This is a genomic window from Microbacterium terricola (assembly GCF_027943945.1).
Lineage (GTDB): Bacteria > Actinomycetota > Actinomycetes > Actinomycetales > Microbacteriaceae > Microbacterium > Microbacterium terricola.
On the sequence record NZ_AP027141.1, the window covers coordinates 903319 to 922343 of the forward strand.

General features: G+C 71.9%; 16 protein-coding genes. 7 read left to right on the top strand and 9 right to left on the bottom strand.

The features are described 5' to 3' along the window. The first annotated feature begins 36 nt into the window (after window positions 1-36). Window positions 37-1602, top strand: a complete 1566-nt coding sequence (locus Microterr_RS04155) for an APC family permease (protein WP_263795965.1) — start codon at window positions 37-39, stop codon at window positions 1600-1602. Window positions 1603-1701: 99 nt separating this feature from the next. On the opposite strand, the gene ald is transcribed toward Microterr_RS04155, so the two are convergent. Together ald and Microterr_RS04165 are read right to left on the bottom strand one after the other, a co-directional pair. After that, complete coding sequence (gene ald / locus Microterr_RS04160) at window positions 1702-2817, bottom strand: alanine dehydrogenase (RefSeq protein ID WP_263795964.1); 1116 nt, start codon at window positions 2815-2817, stop codon at window positions 1702-1704. Between the two features lie 44 nt (window positions 2818-2861). Beyond that, window positions 2862-3851 carry an asparaginase gene (locus Microterr_RS04165; RefSeq protein WP_263795962.1) on the bottom strand — a complete coding sequence of 330 codons (990 nt, stop codon included), beginning with the start codon at window positions 3849-3851 and terminating at the stop codon, window positions 2862-2864. Between the two features lie 55 nt (window positions 3852-3906). On the opposite strand from Microterr_RS04165, the gene Microterr_RS04170 reads away from it, so the two are divergent. After that, entirely contained in the window at window positions 3907-4380 is a 474-nt protein-coding gene (locus tag Microterr_RS04170) for an OsmC family protein (RefSeq protein ID WP_263795961.1), read from the top strand. Window positions 4381-4411: 31 nt separating this feature from the next. On the opposite strand, the gene glpK is transcribed toward Microterr_RS04170, so the two are convergent. The 3 genes from glpK to Microterr_RS04185 all read right to left on the bottom strand — a co-directional run bounded on the left by glpK (window position 4412) and on the right by Microterr_RS04185 (window position 8514). After that, on the bottom strand, window positions 4412-5926 hold the full coding sequence (gene glpK / locus Microterr_RS04175) for a glycerol kinase GlpK (RefSeq protein ID WP_263795960.1): 1515 nt from the start codon (window positions 5924-5926) through the stop codon (window positions 4412-4414). Beyond that, window positions 5911-7617, bottom strand: a complete 1707-nt coding sequence (locus Microterr_RS04180; RefSeq protein WP_263795959.1) for a glycerol-3-phosphate dehydrogenase/oxidase — start codon at window positions 7615-7617, stop codon at window positions 5911-5913. The genes glpK and Microterr_RS04180 overlap by 16 nt, the downstream gene beginning before the upstream one ends. Window positions 7618-7689: 72 nt before the next feature. Further along, window positions 7690-8514, bottom strand: a complete 825-nt coding sequence (locus Microterr_RS04185) for a lysophospholipid acyltransferase family protein (RefSeq protein ID WP_404810165.1) — start codon at window positions 8512-8514, stop codon at window positions 7690-7692. Window positions 8515-8630: 116 nt separating this feature from the next. Between Microterr_RS04185 and Microterr_RS04190 the strand changes: the two genes are divergently transcribed. Beyond that, on the top strand, window positions 8631-9599 hold the full coding sequence (locus tag Microterr_RS04190; RefSeq protein ID WP_263795958.1) for an FKBP-type peptidyl-prolyl cis-trans isomerase: 969 nt from the start codon (window positions 8631-8633) through the stop codon (window positions 9597-9599). A gap of 46 nt (window positions 9600-9645) precedes the next feature. Then, window positions 9646-10728 carry a 1-deoxy-D-xylulose-5-phosphate reductoisomerase gene (gene dxr, locus Microterr_RS04195; RefSeq protein ID WP_263795957.1) on the top strand — a complete coding sequence of 361 codons (1083 nt, stop codon included), beginning with the start codon at window positions 9646-9648 and terminating at the stop codon, window positions 10726-10728. Window positions 10729-10749: 21 nt separating this feature from the next. Here dxr and Microterr_RS04200 read toward each other — a convergent pair whose 3' ends face one another. From Microterr_RS04200 to Microterr_RS04210, 3 genes are all read right to left on the bottom strand, one after another. Further along, a complete protein-coding gene (locus tag Microterr_RS04200) occupies window positions 10750-12372 on the bottom strand; it encodes a Mur ligase family protein (protein WP_263795956.1) in 1623 nt (540 codons plus the stop codon). Between the two features lie 64 nt (window positions 12373-12436). Further along, a complete protein-coding gene (locus tag Microterr_RS04205) occupies window positions 12437-13150 on the bottom strand; it encodes a DUF1775 domain-containing protein (protein WP_263795955.1) in 714 nt (237 codons plus the stop codon). Window positions 13151-13270: 120 nt separating this feature from the next. Then, window positions 13271-13846 carry a hypothetical protein gene (locus Microterr_RS04210; RefSeq protein WP_263795954.1) on the bottom strand — a complete coding sequence of 192 codons (576 nt, stop codon included), beginning with the start codon at window positions 13844-13846 and terminating at the stop codon, window positions 13271-13273. 54 nt (window positions 13847-13900) lie between these two features. Between Microterr_RS04210 and Microterr_RS04215 the strand changes: the two genes are divergently transcribed. The 3 genes from Microterr_RS04215 (at window position 13901) to Microterr_RS04225 (ending at window position 16881) form a co-directional block, all read left to right on the top strand. After that, complete coding sequence (locus Microterr_RS04215) at window positions 13901-15178, top strand: M50 family metallopeptidase (RefSeq protein ID WP_263795953.1); 1278 nt, start codon at window positions 13901-13903, stop codon at window positions 15176-15178. Window positions 15179-15265: 87 nt separating this feature from the next. Then, entirely contained in the window at window positions 15266-15634 is a 369-nt protein-coding gene (locus tag Microterr_RS04220) for a YciI family protein (protein ID WP_263795952.1), read from the top strand. Further along, complete coding sequence (locus tag Microterr_RS04225; RefSeq protein WP_263795951.1) at window positions 15631-16881, top strand: RNA polymerase sigma factor; 1251 nt, start codon at window positions 15631-15633, stop codon at window positions 16879-16881. The genes Microterr_RS04220 and Microterr_RS04225 overlap by 4 nt, the downstream gene beginning before the upstream one ends. Window positions 16882-16974: 93 nt before the next feature. On the opposite strand, the gene Microterr_RS04230 is transcribed toward Microterr_RS04225, so the two are convergent. Next, on the bottom strand, window positions 16975-18918 hold the full coding sequence (locus Microterr_RS04230) for an anthranilate synthase family protein (RefSeq protein WP_263795950.1): 1944 nt from the start codon (window positions 18916-18918) through the stop codon (window positions 16975-16977). Window positions 18919-19025: the final 107 nt, after the last annotated feature.

A 19025-nucleotide genomic window follows, 5' to 3' on the forward strand; every position in this document is an offset into this window, starting at 1 on the left:
CTTGACCGGCCCGTCCCGCGGTTCTACGGTCGCGGTATGGCAACGACGCCGATCATCCTCTCCCGACCCGACGGAAAGGGACTGGCAGCCGGCACGCTGGGGCTGTGGGGCTCCACCGTCATCGGACTCGCCTCCACCGCGCCGGTCTACTCCCTCGTCGCGACCCTCGGGTTCGTCGTCCTCGCGGTCGGCGCCCAGGCGCCCATCGCCTTCGTCATCGCGTTCATCCCGATGCTCTTCATCGCCTTCGCGTACCGCGAGCTCAACAACGCCGTGCCCGACTGCGGCACCACCTTCACGTGGGGCACCAAGGCCTTCGGACCGTGGGTGGGCTGGCTCGGCGGCTGGGGCGTCGCGGTGGCCGGAATGGTCGTGCTCGCCAACCTCGCGCAGATCGCCGGCATCTACTTCTGGGCGCTCATCGACGGCATCGCGCGCACCCCCGAAGACGCGCTGCTCGCCGACAACGTGCCGCTCGTCACGGCCACCGGCGTCGTGTTCATCGCCGCGATGACCTGGGTGAGCTGGCGCGGCGTGGAGATCGGCGAACGCATCCAGAACATCCTGCTCGGCATCCAGTACCTCGCCCTCGCGATCTTCGTCGTGGCCGCGCTCTGGCACTTCTTCGCGGGGACGGCGCCGGATCCGACGCCGTTCGACTGGTCGTGGTTCAACCCGTTCGCCTTCACCGACTGGAGCGGCTTCATCGAGGCGATCCTGCTGGCGCTGTTCATCTACTGGGGATGGGACACCTGCCTCGCCCTGAACGAGGAGACGAAGGATCCCACTCGCATCCCCGGCCGTGCAGCGCTGCTGACGACGATCATCCTGCTCTTCACCTACGTCTCGGTGACCGTCGCGGCGATGATGTACGCGGGGCTCGGCGAGACCGGGACCGGCCTCGGCAACGAGGCCAACGCCGACGACTTCTTCCTCGCCGTCAAGGACGGCCTGCTCGGTCCGCTCGGCTGGGTGCTGGTGGTCGCCGTGATGATCTCGGCGATCTCCTCGACGCAGACCACGATCCTGCCGACGGCACGGGGGACCCTCGCGATGGCGGCGTACCGGGCCCTTCCTGCGCGGTTCAAGACCGTGCACCCGCGGTATCGCACGCCGTCGTTCTCGACCCTCGTGATGGGGATCGTCGCCTCGGTCTACTACGTCGGGATGACGCTCATCAGCGACAACATCCTGCAGGACTCGATCCTGTCGCTGGGCCTCGCGATCGCGTTCTACTACGCGATCACCGGGTACGCGTGCGTCTGGTACTTCCGCCGCGACCTGTTCACGTCGGCGCGGGACTTCTTCTACAAGGGGCTGCTGCCGCTGCTCGGCGCGCTGATGCTCACGTACGCGTTCGTGCAGTCCGCGATCGACATGTACGACGTCGACTACGGCTACACGGTGCTGCTCGGCATCGGCGGCACGTTCGTGCTCGGCATCGGCGCGCTGGCGCTCGGGGTCGTGCTCATGCTGATCTGGTTCCTGTTCCCGCGCTCGAAGCGGTTCTTCCGCGGGGAGAGCCTCAACCGCGAGACGCAGATCCTCGTCCCGGAGGATCCCGGCGAGTTCTACCGCTCGGTCGACGGCGGCCGCGCGTAACGCGGACCGTCGGGAGCCCCCGGGCTCGTCGTCTTCTCCCGCTCACCTGTCGCGATCTGCGGGGTTCGGTGCAGATTGCGACAGGCGAACGAAGCGGGCTCAGGCCAGGGCGGCGTCGAGCGGCGCGAGCGGGATGCCGTGCGCCGCCGCCACGCCGGCGTTCACCACCGCGCCGCCCACGGTGTTGAGACCTGCCGCGAGCGCGGGATCGGCCCGCAGCGCGCCCGCCCACCCGTGCCGGACGATCTGGCGGATGTAGGGGAGCGTCGCGTTCGTGAGGGCCGAGGTCGAGGTGTTCGGCACCGCGCCCGGCATGTTCGCGACGCAGTAGAAGACGCTGCCGTGCACCGGGAACGTCGGGTCCGCGTGGGTCGTCGGGCGGGTGTCCTCGAAGCAGCCGCCCTGATCGACCGCGATGTCGACGAGCACCGAGCCCGGCCGCATCCTGGCGACCATGTCGTTCGTGACGAGCTTGGGCGCCTTCGCACCGGGAATGAGCACCGACCCCACGACGAGGTCGGAGTCGACGACCGCGCGGTCGAGGTCGAGGGGGTTGGAGGCAGCCGTCTTGATGCGCCCCTGGAAGTGGTCGTCGAGGAACCGGAGGCGCTGGATGTTGGTGTCGAAGATGGTGACGTCCGATCCGAGACCGGCCGCGATCATCGCGGCGTTGGCCCCGGCGACACCGCCGCCGATCACCGTGACCCGTGCGGGCCGGGTACCAGGCACGCCCGACATGAGCAGGCCGAGCCCGCCGGCCGAGCGCATCAGCGTCGCCGCTCCCACCGTGGGTGCGAGGCGTCCGGCGACCTCGCTCATCGGCGCGAGCAGCGGCAGACCGCCGCCGGCGAGCTGCACGGTCTCGTACGCGATCGCGGTGACGCCGTCGGCGATGAGGCGGTCGGTGAGCGGGCGGTCGGCGGCCAGGTGCAGGTAGGTGAACAGCACGAGGTCGGAGCGGAAGTGCACGTACTCGCTCTCGATGGGCTCCTTGACCTTCAGCAGCAGCTCCGCTCGAGCCCACACCTCGGCGGCATCGTCGAGCAGGGTCCCTCCGGCAGCGGCGTACTCGTCGTCGGGCATCGAGGAGCCGGTACCCGCCCCGCGCTGCACGAACACCTCGTGCCCCGCGGCGACCAGGTCGTGCACGCCGGCAGGCGTGAGGGCGACGCGGTACTCGTTGTTCTTGATCTCGGTGGGGACGCTGATCCTCATCGATCGCTCCTTTCCGCCCCTCGTGAGGGCGCTTGTGTACCCGTTCAGAACGCGGGGCGGATCGCCCCGACATCGTGACCGCCGCCGGTGACCGACAGCGGAAGACTCTGCACAGCCGCGGCGACGTCGGCGGGGGCGAGTGCGCCGGCCTGCTCGAGCAGGCGCAGTGCGACGACGGTGCGTGCCCGCATCCCGCCGTCGAGGATCTTGAGTGCGACGGTCGTGCCGTTCGGGGCGACCATGATCTGCACGCCCTCGGCGCCGCCCTTGGCGAAGACGCCGAGGCGCTCGATGACGACGGTGTCGTCGCGGCCGGGGCCGTCCACGGTCCAGGGGTTCTCACGGACTGCGCGCACGAGGACGCCGGCGCTGCGGTGCAGCGCGAACGGCGAGCGCTCCGACGACGTGCCGATCCGCTGGATCGCCTTCGCGAGGCCGGCCAGGCTCATCGCGTACACGGGCGCACCGCATCCGTCGATCGCCGGCTGGCCGGTCTTCTCGCCGATGAGCCGCTCGATGACCTCACGGATGTGCGCCTGGAGCGGGTGGGCGGAATCGAGGTAGCCCGTGGTGTCCCAGCCGGAGGCGACGCAGGCGGCGAGCATGGCGGCGTGCTTGCCGGAGCAGTTCATCCGGATGCGCTGCGGCTCGTCGCCGGCGCGCACCATCGCGTCGCGGGATGCGGTATCGCCCGGCCAGGCCGGCGGGCACGCCAGCGCGCTCTCGTCGAGTCCCGCGGAGTCGAGGATGTCGCGTACCACTGCGACGTGGCGGTCGGTGCCGGCGTGGCTGCCCGTCGCGAGACCCAGCCGCTCGCCCTCCAGGGCGGCGCCGGCGGTCACACAGGCGAGCGCCTGGACGGGCTTGAGGCTCGAGCGGGGGAGCACCGGCGAGAGCACGTCGCCCAGCTGCGCGACCGCGATGCCCTCAGGGTCGAGCACGATCGCGGAGCCGACGTGGCGGGACTCGATGAAGCCGCTGCGTTCGACGACGGCGAGCTCGACGGCGTCGGCGGCGGCGAAGGTCTGCGACACGGACCCAGCCTATCGCCGGGGGTGCGCCGTTCATGCGTCATGCCACACTGGTCGGATGCTGGGACAGCACCGCTACGCACTGCAGACCACCTGGACCGGGAACCGGGGGACGGGCACGAGCGGCTACCGCGACTACGACCGCTCGGTCACGATCGCGGTCGCCGGCAAGCCGGAGCTGCTCGCCTCGTCCGACAAGCCCTTCCGCGGCGATCCCGCACGATGGAACCCCGAGGACCTGCTCCTCGCGTCGCTCAGCGAATGCCACCTGCTGTCGTACCTGCACGCGTGCGTGCAGGCGGGCGTGGTGGTCGTCGACTACAGCGACGAGGCGACCGGAGTGATGGTCGAGGACGGCCGTGGGGGTGGCGCGTTCCAGGAGGTCGTGCTGCGGCCGCGCGTCACCGTCGCCGAGCCGGCGATGGTGCCCGCGGCCGAGGCCGCGCACGCGCAGGCGCGGGAGTGGTGCTTCATCGCGAACTCGGTGAACTTCCCGGTCCGGCACGAGCCGACCGTGGCGGTCGCCGGCTGACGACTGGCGGTCGCCGGCTGACGCCGGTCGGTCACCGCACGTCGGCGTCGACCCAGCCCATCGAGGTGTCGACCGCCTTGCGCCAGAGGCGCAGCATCCGATCGCGCTCGGCCGCGTCCATCGTCGGCTCCCAGCGGGCGCCCTCGCGCCAGTTCTCGCGCAGCTCGTCCAGGCCAGACCACATGCCGACCGCCAGGCCTGCGGCATAGGCGGCACCGAGGGCCGTGGTCTCGGCGACCACCGGACGCACCACCGGCACGCCGAGCACATCGGCCTGGAACTGCATCAGCGCGCTGTTCACCGTCATGCCGCCGTCGACCTTGAGCTCGGCGAGCTCGACGCCGGCGTCGGCCACGACCGCATCGAGCACGTCGCGTGACTGGAACGCGGTGGCCTCCAGGGCCGCCCGCGCGATGTGGCCCTTGTTCGCGAACCGGGTGAGGCCCACGATCGCGCCGCGGGCGTCCGGCCGCCAGTACGGCGCGAACAGTCCCGAGAAGGCCGGCACGAAGTAGACGCCGCCGTTGTCTTCGACACTGAGGGCCAGCTGCTCGACGTCCTCCGAGCGCCTGATCACGCCGAGCTGGTCGCGCAGCCACTGGATGAGCGAGCCGGTGACGGCGATCGAGCCCTCGAGGGCGTAGCGGGCCGGCTCCTCGCCGAGCTGATACCCGACCGTGGTGAGCAGGCCGTTGCGGGAGCGCACGATCTCCTCGCCCGTCTGGAAGATCAGGAAGTTGCCGGTGCCGTAGGTGTTCTTGCTCTCGCCCTGGTCGAACGCCACCTGCCCGAACGTCGCCGCCTGCTGGTCGCCGAGGATGCCGGCGACAGGTGTCTCGCGCAGCAGCGACGAGCTCCTCGCGACGCCGTACACCTCGCTCGATGAGCGGATCTCGGGCATCATCGAGCGCGGCACGCCGAACGCTGCCAGGATGTCGTCGCGCCAGGCGAGGGTGCGCAGGTCCATGAACAGGGTCCGGGACGCGTTGGTGACGTCGGTCGCGTGGACGCCGCCGTCGGGCCCGCCGGTGAGATTCCACAGCACCCAGGTGTCGGGCGTGCCGAAGAGCAGGTCGCCCGCCTCCGCGCGTTCGCGTGCGCCTTCGACGTTCTCGAGGATCCACGCGACCTTGGTGCCGGAGAAGTAGGTGGCCAGCGGCAGGCCGACATCGTCGGCGAAGCGGTCGACGCCGCCGTCCGCAGCCAGGCGGTCGACGATCGGCTGGGTCCGGGTGTCCTGCCACACGATGGCGTTGTGCACCGGCTCGCCGGTGTGCCGATCCCACACCACGGCCGTCTCGCGCTGGTTCGTGATCCCGACGGCCGCCAGGTCGTGCCTGGTCAGGTTCGCCCTCGCGAGGGCCAGGCCGACGACCTCCTGCACATTGCGCCAGATCTCCTGCGGATCGTGCTCGACCCAGCCGGGCCGCGGCAGGATCTGCTCGTGCTCCTTCTGGCCGGACGAGACCACGCGACCGCGCCGGTCGAAGATGATCGCCCTCGTCGAGGTGGTGCCCTGATCGATCGCGATCACGTGGTCTGCCATGAATGCTCCATCTCCACCCGGTGGTCGCGCCGCAGCACCTCGACCGTGTCGGCCACCTCGGCCTCTTGCCGTTCGGCATCCCACTCGACGGCCTCGCCCGCCGCCTCGGCGAGCTGTCGCAGCATCCCCTCCGTGACGCCGCCGACGAACGCGATGCCGGTGCGCCGCAGGACGATGTCGGTGAGGTGCACGACATGCTCGGTGCGGGCGATGTGCGCGATCTCGGCGGCGAAGTAGCCCGGCACGAGTTCGAGCTCGGCGGCGCCGACCGGGATCGCGGCGAGCACGTCGCTCGCGCGGGTCCCGTACCGCTCGAGGAGGGCCGCGGCGATCGCCGGATCATGCCCCTGCGCGTTGGCGCTGACCCAGTCGCGCCGGCCGCGCGCGGTGCGCGGATAGCCCTTGCCGCCGCCGATCGGCAGACGGGCGGTGCTCACCGCGTGTGCGCGGCCCAGCGCGGCCATGGTGCGGGAGCTGAGGTGCTCGGCGACCGCCCGGAACGTCGTCCACTTGCCGCCCACCAGGCTGAGGAGGGGGATCCCCGCGACCGCCGACTGCTCGATGCGGTAGTCGCGGGACACGAACCCCGGTGCGGTGTCGTCGTGCCGGGGGAGCGGGCGGATGCCCGCGAACGTGTACACGATGTGCGAGGCGTCGACCGGGATGGACGGGAAGACGTGCCCGATCAGGTCGAAGAAGTACGCGATCTCGTCGTCCGTGCAGACGACGGGGGCGGCCGGATCGGCGTCGACGTCGGTTGTCCCGACCAGCACTCTCCCGCGCAGCGGGTAGATCAGCACGATGCGGCCGTCGGAATGCTCGAAGAACAGCTCGCGGCCGCCCGTCGCCTCCAGCAGGGCAGGGCAGTCGAGCACGATGTGCGACCCCTTCGTGCCGCCCATGTACCGGCTCGGCGCGCCCAGCGCGCCACCGGTCAGGTCGGTCCACGGGCCGCTCGCATTCACGACGACCCGCGCCGTCATCTCGAACTCCGCCCCCGTCTCCGCGTCGCGCAGGCGCACCGCGGCGCCGTTCCGGCCGACGGCTGCGACGTAGTTCGCGGCGCGGGCCCGCGAGCCGCCGTCCGCCAGCCCGTCGTGCAGGACGTCCAGCGCCAGGCGCTCCGGGTCGCGCATCGACGCGTCGAAGTAGGTCGCGGTGTAGCGGATGCCGGGGTTGAGCTCGGGAAGCTCCTCGAGCGACCGGGTGCGCCCGCGGAAGCGGTGCCGCGGCACGGTGCCGCCGTCGCGTGAGAACAGGTCGTAGATGACCAGCCCGATCTTGATCAGGAGCGCGCCCCGCTCCCGCCGCTTGCCGCGGCCGTGCGTGACCAGGAGGCGGAACGGGGCGGAGAGGATGCCGGAGAACGTGGAGAAGATCGGGATGGTGGTCTCCAGCGGCTGCACGTAGTGCGGCGCTGTGCGCAGCATCCGGTTCCGCTCGGTCACCGCCTCCTTCACGAGACGGAACTCGCCGTTCTCGAGATAGCGGATCCCGCCGTGGACCATGTGGCTGGACGCCGACGACGCCCCCGACACGTAGTCGCCGCGCTCGACGAGGGCGACGTCCACGCCCTGGAGCGCGAGATCGCGGAACGTCGCGATGCCGTTGATCCCGCCGCCGATCACCAGCACATCGGCGTGGGGTCGTTCACGAAGTCTCGTGACCTCTGCGCGTTCGGCCTGCCCCACGTCGCCTCCCCGCGTCGTCCTGTCTGCTAGCGAAACCCATTGCAGGGCAGGAGGCAAGCCGACAGGCCCAGGTCACAGACGTTCGTGGGGAAGGACCTGCTTGATGCGCTCGATCGGGGTGTGCGCGGGAGGCTCGTTGTAGGCGCCGGCGAGCTCCTGCCCGGAGAGGGCGTGGATGGCGGCCATGATCTCGTCGGTGGCCAGCCGGCGCGCCCGACCGGAGTTGGCTGCGCCGTGGCGGGTGACGTCGATCGGCTCGCCGAACTTGACGGTGATGCGTGCGCGCAGCGACGGGAGCTTGGCGCCGACGGGCATGGCCGCGTCCGTGCCGATCAGGCCGACGGGGACGATCGGCGCACCGGTCTGCAGCGCGAGGAACGCCACGCCGGTCCGGCCCTTGTAGAGGCGGCCGTCGAGCGAACGGGTGCCCTCGGGATACAGCGCGACGGCGCTGCCCTCCTCGAGCAGCTGACGCTGCTGGTCGAGTGCGTCCAGTGCCGCCTGCCCCGCACCGCGCTCCACCGCGATCGCGCCGATGGACGTGAAGAACTCGCGGCTGATCCAGCCCGAGAAGCCGGTGCCGTCGAAGTAGCTGGCCTTCGCGAGGAAATGCACGGGGCGCGGAGCGGCCACCGGGATCGCGATCGAGTCGATGAACGACAGGTGGTTGCTGGCGAAGATCACCGGTCCCGTGCGCGGGACGTTGTCCTTGCCCTCGATGCGCGGGCGGTAGATCAGCCGTGCGAGCGGGTTGATGACGCCGCGGCCGAGCTTGTACGTGAGGCTCGCGCGCCGGACCGGGGATGCTGCCTGCTCGATGTCGGCGGAGACCTCGGAGGGGGCGGGGGAGACGGGGTGATCGGCCTCTGCGGGCTCGCTCGTCTCCTCGGATGTCACCCGTTGAGGGTACTCCTGAATCCATGCCCCGGTCGGCATAGGGCATTCTCAGCACGGGCAGGGGAAATGTGCGGGAAGATAGAGGATCCCTTCATCCCACTTCTGAGGTCTTCTTCGTGCGCATTCGTCCGCTTGTCGCCCTGTCCGCCGTCGCCGTCACAGCGCTCCTCCTCGCCGGCTGCTCGTCGTCGGGCGACCCCGAGGCGTCGCCGACGCCGTCGTCGACCGACTCCGAGTGCCTGCTCGACGCCCAGCCCGGCGCCGACTCCGACGCGATCACGGTGGCCGGCGAGGCTCCTGAGCTCGACGCCACGGTTCCCGCCGACCTCGGCTTCGAAGACATCCAGCGCACGATCGTGAGCGAGGGCGACGGCGACGAGCTGCACGTGGGCGACCTCGTGTCCGGCGCGTACGAGTTCTACGACGGCGCCTCGGGCAAGCGCCTGGAGACCTCCGTCGACACGTCGGCCGACGAGTCCGGGCTGGTCCCGATCCTGCTGGACGCCAGCGCCTACTCGGTGTTCGTCGCGGCGCTCGAGTGCGCCCCGCTCGGCTCGACCGCCGCCATCACCATCCCCGGCTCCGCCTTCGGCGAGGGCGGCAGCTCGGTGGCGCTCGTCGCGCAGGGCGTGGAGAAGCTGCCCACGCAGGCCACCGGTGAGGACGTCGCTCCCACGGACGGCATGCCGACGGTGACGCTCGCCGAGGACGGCGCGCCCACCATCGAGCTGCCGGGCGGCGACGCCCCGACCAAGACCGAGGTCGCCCAGCTGAAGAAGGGCGACGGCGCGGTCGTCAAGGAGGGCGACACCGTCTTCGTGCAGTACACCGGCGTGAAGTGGTCGGACGGCACCGTGTTCGACTCCTCGTGGGAGCGCGGCGCCCCCACGGCCTTCCCGACCACCGGCGTGGTCGCGGGCTTCAAGCAGGCCCTCGAGGGTCAGGCCGTCGGCTCGCAGGTCATCGCGGTGATCCCGCCGGCGGACGGCTACGGCGAGGGCGAGATCAACGAGGACGACCTGGTCGGCGAGACCCTCGTCTTCGTCGTCGACATCCTCGGCACGCAGCGGGCCGTCACCCAGTAGCCCGCGTCTCCGAGCCGGGGATCAGGCGCTGGCTAGGCTGGAGCCCATGCGTCGCGTCCTCATCCTCGGCTCCACCGGCTCGATCGGCACGCAGGCGCTGGATGTGATCCGCGCCAACCCGCAGCGCTTCGAGGTGGTCGGACTCTCCGCCGGCTCGCAGCGGGAGGCCCTCGCCGCCCAGGCGGCGGAGTTCGGCGTCGAGTACACGGCGCTCGGCGCGGCCGAGGCCGAACAGCTCGTGCACGACGTCGAGGCCGATGTCGTGCTCAACGGCATCACCGGGTCCGTCGGCCTGGGGCCGACGCTCGCCGCGCTCGCGGCGGGGCGGACGCTCGCGCTGGCCAACAAGGAGTCGCTGATCGTGGGCGGCGACCTGGTGACGGCGCTCGCCGGCCCCGGCCAGATCGTGCCGGTCGATTCCGAGCACTCCGCCATCGCGCAGGCGCTGCGCGCGGGCCAGCAGGGGGAGGTCCGGCGACTGGTGCTGACAGCATCCGGAGGCCCCTTCCGCGGCCGCACCCGCGCCGAGCTGGCCGACGTCACCCCGGCGCAGGCGCTCGCCCACCCGACGTGGGACATGGGCCGCGTGGTCACGACGAACTCGTCGACCCTCGTGAACAAGGGGCTCGAGGTCATCGAGGCGCACCTGCTGTTCGGGGTGCCCTACGACGAGATCGACGTGGTGGTCCACCCGCAGTCGATCGTGCACTCGATGGTCGAGTTCGTCGACGGGTCGACGATCGCCCAGGCCTCGCCGCCCGATATGCGGCTGCCGATCTCGCTCGGGCTCGGCTGGCCGAACCGCGTCGGCGGGGTGGGCCGCCCGCTGGACTGGACCGTCGCCTCATCCTGGACGTTCGAGCCGCTCGACGACGAGGCGTTCCCCGCGGTGCGCCTCGCGAAGCGCGTCGGGAGAGCCGGCGGCACCTACCCGGCGGTGTTCAACGCCGCCAATGAGCAGGCCGTCGACGCGTTCCACGAGGGACGGCTGTCGTACCTCGGCATCCTCGACACGGTCGACCGGGTCGTCGATGCGCACGAGCCACCCGACGCGCTCACCCGCGAGAGCCTGGCCGCGGCGGAGGAATGGGCTCGCGCCGCCGCCGATCGCGCGATCGCCGCGACTTGAGCCGCGCGGGGATGCTGCCGCTCAGTCCTCGGGCGGGTACGGTACCGGCCACGCGGGGTCGGGCACGGGCCAGCCGGCGGCCTTGAGGGCCCGGCGCGCCAGCTCGCGGGCCGAGTAGGGCGTCCGCACCCCGCGGATGTCGCGGTAGTCCTGGTGGCCGGGGCCGGCCCACAGGATCGCGTCGCCCTCGCCGACCATGCCCACTGCCGCGACGATCGCGGCCTCGGGCGGCGAGTACTCGTGGATCTCGGCGTCGGGCCTCGCGCGGCGGGCGCCCTCGATGAGGGTCGCCCGGATGCCGGACGGCTCCTCGAACCGGGGGTGGTGGTCGGTGATGACGAGGATGTCGCTGCCCTCGGCGGCCGTGCGGCCCATGTCGTGGCGCTTGGTGGCGTCGCGGTCGCCGTCGGCGCCCACGAGCATGAGGACCTTGCCGGGCGTCACCCGGCGGATCGCGGCCAGCGTCTTCTCGAAGGCGTCGGGGGAGTGGCCGAAGTCGACGTAGACGGCAGGGCCGTGCTCGCCGGAGACGAGCTGCGTGCGCCCTGGCAGGTGCGCGTCGATGCGGCCCCCATCGAGCGCGGCGACGAGGGACTCCCAGCTGTAGCCGCCCTCGAGGATCATCACGATCGCGAGGCCGGCGTTCGCGGCCATGTGCCGCCCGATCACCGGAACGACGGTGGTGAGGGCGCGTCCGTCGGGGCCGACCAGGCGGAAGCGCGTTCCCTCCGGTCGCTCCTCCAGGATCTCGACGGTCCAGTCCGCGGCGGCGGCGGCATCCGCATCCGACGCGATCGCCGGCGTGCCGACCGTCACGTAGGGCACTTCGCAGCGGGCGGCGACCTCCGCGCCCGACGCGGTGTCGAGGCAGATCACGGCGCGGCGCGACCGGTCAGGGCGGAACAGCGGCAGCTTCGCCTCGAAGTACTCGCGCATGTCCGCGTAGTCGTCGAGGTGGTCGTGCGAGAGGTTCGTGAAGCCGGCGACATCGAACACGATCCCGTCGACGCGTCGTCGACTCAGCGCCTGCGCGCTGACCTCGACGGCCACCGCCTCGACGCCCCGCTCGCGCATGAGCGCCAGCAGCGCGTGCATCTCGTACGCCTCGGGCGTCGTCAGGCGCGACACGACGACCTGCCCGGCGATGTGCCGCTCGGCGGTCGAGGACAGCCCGGTCGTCACGTCCAGCTGACCGAGGATGCCCTCGAGCAGGTGCGACACGCTGGTCTTGCCGTTCGTGCCGGTCGTGCCGAACAGGGTGGGGAGTTCGTCATCGCGCCCGGTCGAGTAGACCCAGGCGGACAGCGCCCCGAGCACGCCGCGCGGGTCGTCGACGAGCACGACGGGCAGACCGCTGAATGCTGCGGCCTCCGCCCCGGCCTCGTCGGTGACGACCGCGACGGCGCCCTTCTCCGCGGCCGCCGCGGAGAACTCCGCGCCGTGCCGGTTGACGCCGCGGACGGCGACGAACACGTCGCCCTGGCGCAGATCAGCGGTGGCGAGGGTCAGTCCGGTGAGCTCCACACCCTCCAGGTCGCCGCGCACGCCGGTGCCGAACCGTTCGGCCAGCTGCACGAGCGTGTGGGTCGGCGGTGCGTCCGGCCGGAGCACGGGGGGCAGGTTGGAGGGAGCATCGTTCGCCATAGCCGTCCCATTCTGCCATCCGGGGAGGGGAGCCACCCCTCCCCGGATGGGCGGGGCGGGCCGGTCAGGCGCGGCGGCGACGCACCAGTGCGACGACGAGTGCAGCGACGCCGGCCGCGAGGCCTCCCGCGGCGAGCCAGCGCGCGACCGGGTCGGCGGTGACGGCGTCCGTCGACTCCGCAGCGGCGGCGTGCTCGTGCTCGCCGGACTCCTCGCTCGCGCTGCCGCCGTGGCCGTGCGCGTCACCGGTTTCGGCGACCGCGCCCACGGTGAGCAGCGGTGCGGGGCTCTCCAGCTCCTCCGGGTCCTGATCGTCTGCGGCGACCTCGGTCCAGGCCGTCTCGCCGTCGACGCACTCCTGGGTGACGGGGAACACGAGGGTGGAGTCGGCCGCCCCCTCGGCGATCAGGGCGTCCAGGCTCACAGCGGCCGCGACGCCCGTCTCGACCGGCTCGTCCGCAGTGAAGGTGACCTGCGCGGCGGTGCCGTCTGCGCGCAGCTCGCGGCTGATGGTCCATGCCCCGTCCAGCACGGGGGTGGCGGTGGCGACCCCGTCGGGGATGTCGATCACGACCGCCGTGGTGGGCGAGTCGTCGCAGCCGTGGCTGAACGAGAAGCTGAGGCGCGTGGTGGTGCCGGCCGCCGCCTCCTCCGGGGTGACGTGCACGTGGGCGGAGGCGGCCAGGGGGACGGCGACGGCGAACGCGAGGCCGAGCGTGACGCCGGTGAGGGTGCGGGCGGTGCGTGCGCCGGAGCGCGCGGTGGTTCGAGGGGTCATGGGGTCTTCCTGTTCGGCGCGCCTGCGCGCGCAGATGTTCGGCGCGACCGGGCGCGCACATGAGTGGGGTCGCGCTCCCTGAGAAGCGCGTCGGACGATGACACGTCCGCGTGGGTTCACTCAGCGAACAGGGGGACCTCGGCGCGGCGCATCCGTGAGGAAGACGACGGCGGGGGCGCGGCGGGTGGACGGCGCGATGAGACGCAGCCCCACGGCGCGGGGAAGTTCGGCGGTGACGGCGATACGCGGCAGCAGCCGGGCGATGCCGGAGGCGATGGCGCGCAGCATCCGCTCGCCCCGATGCAGGGCTGCGACGGTGACGAGCGCGGCGACCAGGTGGTGCACGGTCATGCCGGTGTCGGGGAGGAGCGCCCCGCCGCCGACGGCCGGCTCGCTCGACAGCGCGACGGCACCGTGGTGCGTGTGGGCCGCCATGGCGCCGGAGCCCGCCCCCACGAGGGCGAACGACAGATGGAACAGCGCCTGGCTCGCCAGCACCGCGACCGTGAGACCCGGCAGCGACAGACGGCGGCCGACCGCGGCGACGCAGACCGGCCACGCCAGCAGCACGACCGCGAGCAGCAGGGCGGGCGGCGGGGCGCCGCCCCCGGCGAGGGTGTGCGCGGCGGCGGAGACCACGACGGCGACGGATGCGGCGGCCGCGGCACGCAGTGCGCGCAGCTGTCGGATCGTCACAGCGATCAGCCTACCCTCGGCCAATTCCAAGCCCGGCGCAGGTACCGTGAGCGTGTGACAGCCATCGCGTTCCTCGTCGGCATCGTGCTCATGATCGTGGGCCTGGCCGTGTCGATCGCGCTGCACGAGCTCGGCCACCTGCTGCCTGCCAAGAGGTTCGGCGTGCGCGTGGGGCAGTACATGATCGGCTTCGGCCCGACCCTGTTCTCCCGCCGCCGGGGCGAGACGGAGTACGGGTTCAAGGCGATCCCGCTCGGCGGATACATCTCGATGGCCGGCATGTACCCGCCCTCTCGTGCCGAAGGTCGTGCCGGCGGCGGACTGTTCGCGACGATGGTCCAGGACGCCCGCGTCGCCAATGACGAGACCCTCGCCGGCGAGGACGACGATCGCGTCTTCTACAAGCTTCCCGTCCACCAGCGCGTGATCATCATGCTCGGCGGCCCGGTGATGAACCTGCTGCTGGCGATCGTGCTGTTCTCGATCCTGCTGAGCGGCATCGGCGTGCAGACGGCCACCACGACCGTCGCCGCGCTCTCCGAGTGCGTGCCCGCGACCGGAGCCACCTCGTGCACCTCTGACGACCCGGCGGCGCCCTCGGTCGAGGCAGGACTTCAGCCGGGCGACGAGATCGTGTCGATCGACGGGACCCCCGTCTCGACGTTCGCGGAGGCATCCGCGATCATCCAGGCCTCTCCTGGTGAGCCGATCACGCTCGTGATCGAGCGCGACGGCGCCCAGCAGACCCTCACGGCGACCCCTGCGCCCATCGTCGGCGCAGCCCCGGACGGCGAGGCCGATCCGGCCGAGATCGGCTTCCTCGGCATCCAGCCGACCGCCGAGTTCGTTCCGCAGCCGCTCTGGGCCGGTCCGCAGATGGCGTTCGAGAACGTCGTCGCGGTAGGCGGAGTGATCTGGCAGCTGCCGGTGAAGGTCTGGCAGACCGGCGTCGACCTCGTCACCGGCCAGGAGCGCGACCCGAACGGGCCGCTCAGCGTCGTGGGCGCCGGTGTGCTCGCGGGCGAGGTCGCCGCCGCCGACGCCCCTGTGCTCAACCGGGTGGCGGGGATCATCGGGCTGCTCGGCTCGCTGAACATCGCGCTGTTCGTGTTCAACATGGTGCCGCTGCTGCCGCTCGACGGCGGCCACATCGTGGTCGCCCTGTGGGACGGGATCAAGCGGGCATGGGCGAAGCTGTTCCGCCGCCCGCCGCCGAAGCCGGTCGACGCCACGAAGCTGGTGCCGGTGACCTTAGTGGTCGTGATCGCGCTCATGGCGATGGGCGCGGTGCTCATCATCGCCGACATCTTCAATCCGGTCTCGCTGTTCTGACGAGCGGATCTTCGCGAGGCTGTCGAAATCGGTGTTGCCCGTTCGCTGTGGGGGTGAAACGGTTCCACTGACGAAAGGACAACGACCGTGAAGTACGTCATCATGTTCACCTCGACGCCCGACCTGGCAGCCGATGTCACGGCCGACACCAACACCGAGGTGTACGAACGCGTCTATCGCTGGTTCGGAGAGCACGCCGACGTGATCGCCGACAGCGGCGCCGAGCTGCAGCCGGTCTCCACGGCGACCACCGTCGCGCACGGCTCGGGCGGCCCGGTCGTCGTCGACGGCCCGTTCTCAGAGGCCAGAGAGGTCATCGGCGGCTTCTCAGTGATCGACGTGGCCGACCTCGATGCGGCCATCGCCGTCGTGAAGACCTGGCCGCCGCTCGAGCTGCCGGGCGTGGCGGTCGAGATCCGCCCGATGGTCACCGACTACGACCAGTTCGAGCAGTGACACGAGAGGATGCTGCCGCCGCGGGTGATCAGAATGCCCGCGGCGCAGCATCCGATCACGAACTCGCCCGCGTGGTGCGGGCGGAGTCGGCACGGATCGTGGGGGCGCTGACGGCAGCGACCGGGAGCCTCGACGTCGCCGAGGAGGCGACGGCCGAGGCGATCGAGGAGGCGCTGCGGCAGTGGCGGCGGCGCGGCGTGCCGACCAACCCGGGCGGCTGGCTGATGCAGGCCGCCCGCCACAACGCCCTCGACCGGCTGAGGCGGGAGAAGACCTACCGCGGCAAGCTCGCGCTCCTCGCTGAGCAGCCCGTGCCGGCCGTGCCGGCGGCCGGAGACCCGGACGAGCGACTGCCGCTGCTGTTCGGATGCTGTCACCCCGCCCTCGCGCCGGAGGCGCAGCTCGCCCTGACGCTGCGGGCCGTGCTCGGGGTGACGACCGAGCAGATCGCGCTCGCCACCCTCGAACCCGCCGCCACCGTCGGCCAGCGGATCTCGCGCGCGAAGCGCAAGATGGCCGACACCGGCATCCCCCTCCGGATCCCCGAACCCGCTGAGCGCCCCGGCCGGCTCGACATCGTGCTCACCGTGATCTCGGTCATGTACGGCTCCGCCCACCTCGCGGCGGGTGCCGGGGCCGCCGCCGACCGGGATCTGGCGGACGACGCGCTGTGGCTGGCCCGCGTGGTCGCCGAGGCGCTGCCGACGGAGGCCGAGGCCGCCGGGCTGCACGCCCTGCTGCTGTTCCACCGCGCGCGGGAGTCGGCCAGGGCCGTCGACGACGAGCTCATCCTCCTGGGCGACCAGGATCGCAGCCGCTGGGATCCGCGGCTCATCGCCGAGGGGCAGACCGAGCTCGCCCGCGCGGCGGCGCGGAAGAGCCCGGGTCGCTGGCAGCTGCACGCCGCGATCGCCGCATGCCACAGCGACGCGGCGACGCTCGCCGAGACCGACTGGCTGCAGATGCTGGTGCTCTACGACATGCTCCTCGGCTACGACCCGTCGCCGATCGTTCGGCTCAATCGGGCGGTGGTGCTCGCCGAGGTGGCCGGGGCCGCCCCGGCGCTGGCGGAGGTCGATGCATTGGGGGAGCGCCTGCAGCGCTACCACCTGTGGCACGCCGTGCGCGCGCGGATGCTGACGGCACTGGGACGCGACGACGAGGCGCTCGCCGCCGACCTGCGTGCCCTCGAGCTGACCGCGAACGATGCGGAGCGTCGGCTGATCTCGCGCCGGCGAGGTCTGTGACCCGTCCGGGTCCGTTTACGGTCGCGACACGCCGTGGCCCCCGGCATCGACGCGGCGTGTCCCGTCCGTAAACGGGGTGGAGGCGGTGAGGCCCTAGGCGAGCGCGTGCGCGATGAGGCGCTCGAGAGTCGTCATGCCGTCGCGCGACAGGATCGACTCCAGATGCCCCTGCACGGACGCGAATCCCTCCCCGCGGAGCGCGTACACGTCGCCCGACGCGTCGGCCGAGATCTGCGCCTCGCCGATCCGCGTCGCACCGGCGGCCGCGCGGGCCGTGAACGTGTTGTAGAACCCGATGGACGCGGGAGTGCCGAACACGTCCACGGTCTTCTGCAGGCCCTGATGCGGCCGCTCCAGCGGCGCCAGGTCGAGCCCGAGGCGGTCGGCGAGGATCTGGTGGCTCAGGCACACCGCCAGCAGGGCACGCCCGGTGTCGAGGCGCCGGGCCACGATGTCGCGGAGACGGTGCATGCGGGGGCTGTCCGGGTCGCGCGGGTCGCCGGGTCCCGGACCGGACACCACCAGCTCGGCGGCATCCAGCTCGGCGTCGGTGACCTCGCTCCAGTGCACGATGCGGGCGTCGAGGCCGAGATGGCGCAGCTGGTGGGCGAGCATCGTCGTGAAGCGGTCCTCCGCGTCGACGACGACGGCTGACCGCCCGGCGAACGGGCCGGCCTCGGTCGCGCCCTGCGGGTTCAGCCAGAACGAGGCCAGCCGCGCGTTCCGGGAGGCGAGCAGCGCCGCGATCTCGGGGTCGTCTGCCAGCGGTGCCGCGGCGACGGCCGGGGCGTCCTCGTCGATGACGTCGCCCGCCACCGCGTCGAGCGGCGCCGCGGCGCCGGTGCGGGGCACCGCGCCGATCGCGCCCAGCACGCCGGCAGCCTTCCCATGGGTCTCGCTGACCTCTCCGTAGGGGTCCGAGTGGCGCACGAGCGTCGCGCCGACCGGGACGCGCAGCATCCCGTCGACGAGATAGGCGGTGCGGATGAGGATGGGGGCGTCCAGGTCGTGGGTGGGTTCACCGGCATCCGACCCGACGTCCGATGCGCGCGGCGTGAACAGCGCGGCGACACCCGAGTAGTAGCCGCGCGGGCCGCGCTCGTGCCGGGTGATCACCGTGCACGCGTTCTGCATGGGCGAGCCGGTGACGGTGGGGGCGAACATCGTCTCGCGCAGGATGTCGCGCGGGTCCAGCCGCGAGCGACCCCGGAGGACGTACTCCGTGTGGGTGAGCCGCGACATCTCCTTGAGGTGCGGACCGGTGATGCGGCCGCCGTCCGAGCAGACGGCGCTCATCATCTTGAGCTCTTCGTCGACGACCATGAAGAGCTCCTCGGTCTCCTTGGCAGACTCGAGGAATTCGCTGAGGGCGGCCGCCGTGGCGCCGCCGGCCGGGTGGCGGAACGTGCCGGAGATCGGGTTCATCGTCACGACGCCGTCCTGGGCGCTGACATGCGCCTCGGGGCTCGCGCCGACCGCGATGTGCCCGGGCGTGATGACCGCGAACGTCCAGTACGCACCGCGCTCCTGCTCGAGGAGGGCGCGGAACCAGGTCAGGGCCGCGGTGGTCGGGTCCGCGTCGACAGCGGCGGTGAAGTCGCGGCGGATGACGAAGTTCGCACCTTCGCCGCGGCCGATCTCGTCCGAGATCACCCGGCGGACGATCTCGGCGTACTCCTCGTCGGGGATGTCGAAGCCGGCGTCGCGCAGAGGCACCGGCGCGCCGGGGAGCGTCGAGAGGACGTCGGCGCGCGGCAGCGCGACACGTCGGTCGACGACGAGGCAGCGCAGCGGCGCCCCGTCGTCGTGGCACTCGAATCCGCGTTCGCGCACCTGCCGGAACGGCACGAGCGCGAGCACCTCGCGCGGCCGGCCGGTGGCGTCGATGAGGGGGATGTCGGCGAGCAGATCGACATCGACGATCTCGCCGGTGAGCACCTCGACGGTCGTGCCGTCGCGGGCGATCAGGGCGAAGGGTGCGTCGGCGGCGATCAGTCGGCTGAGCAGCTCAGCGGCGCGGGGAGCGTCCTCGGTCATCGAAGAGCCTTCCGTGGAGTCGCGGGCGGGTGCTCACATGAGAAAGACCGCCCTCGGGCGGTCTGTGGTCTCGGGTTCGCGAAACACACCGCCTCAGCGGGTGTGCC

What these genes read in the sequence shown, in the direction of transcription:
- ald (WP_263795964.1), bottom strand. Translation starts at nt 2,817, where the DNA reads ATGAGGATCAGCGTCCCCACCGAGATCAAGAACAACGAGTACCGCGTC.
- Microterr_RS04155 (WP_263795965.1), top strand. Translation starts at nt 37, where the DNA reads ATGGCAACGACGCCGATCATCCTCTCCCGACCCGACGGAAAGGGACTG.
- Microterr_RS04200 (WP_263795956.1), bottom strand. Translation starts at nt 12,372, where the DNA reads ATGGCGAACGATGCTCCCTCCAACCTGCCCCCCGTGCTCCGGCCGGAC.
- glpK (WP_263795960.1), bottom strand. Translation starts at nt 5,926, where the DNA reads ATGGCAGACCACGTGATCGCGATCGATCAGGGCACCACCTCGACGAGG.
- Microterr_RS04230 (WP_263795950.1), bottom strand. Translation starts at nt 18,918, where the DNA reads ATGACCGAGGACGCTCCCCGCGCCGCTGAGCTGCTCAGCCGACTGATC.
- Microterr_RS04205 (WP_263795955.1), bottom strand. Translation starts at nt 13,150, where the DNA reads ATGACCCCTCGAACCACCGCGCGCTCCGGCGCACGCACCGCCCGCACC.
- Microterr_RS04170 (WP_263795961.1), top strand. Translation starts at nt 3,907, where the DNA reads ATGCTGGGACAGCACCGCTACGCACTGCAGACCACCTGGACCGGGAAC.
- dxr (WP_263795957.1), top strand. Translation starts at nt 9,646, where the DNA reads ATGCGTCGCGTCCTCATCCTCGGCTCCACCGGCTCGATCGGCACGCAG.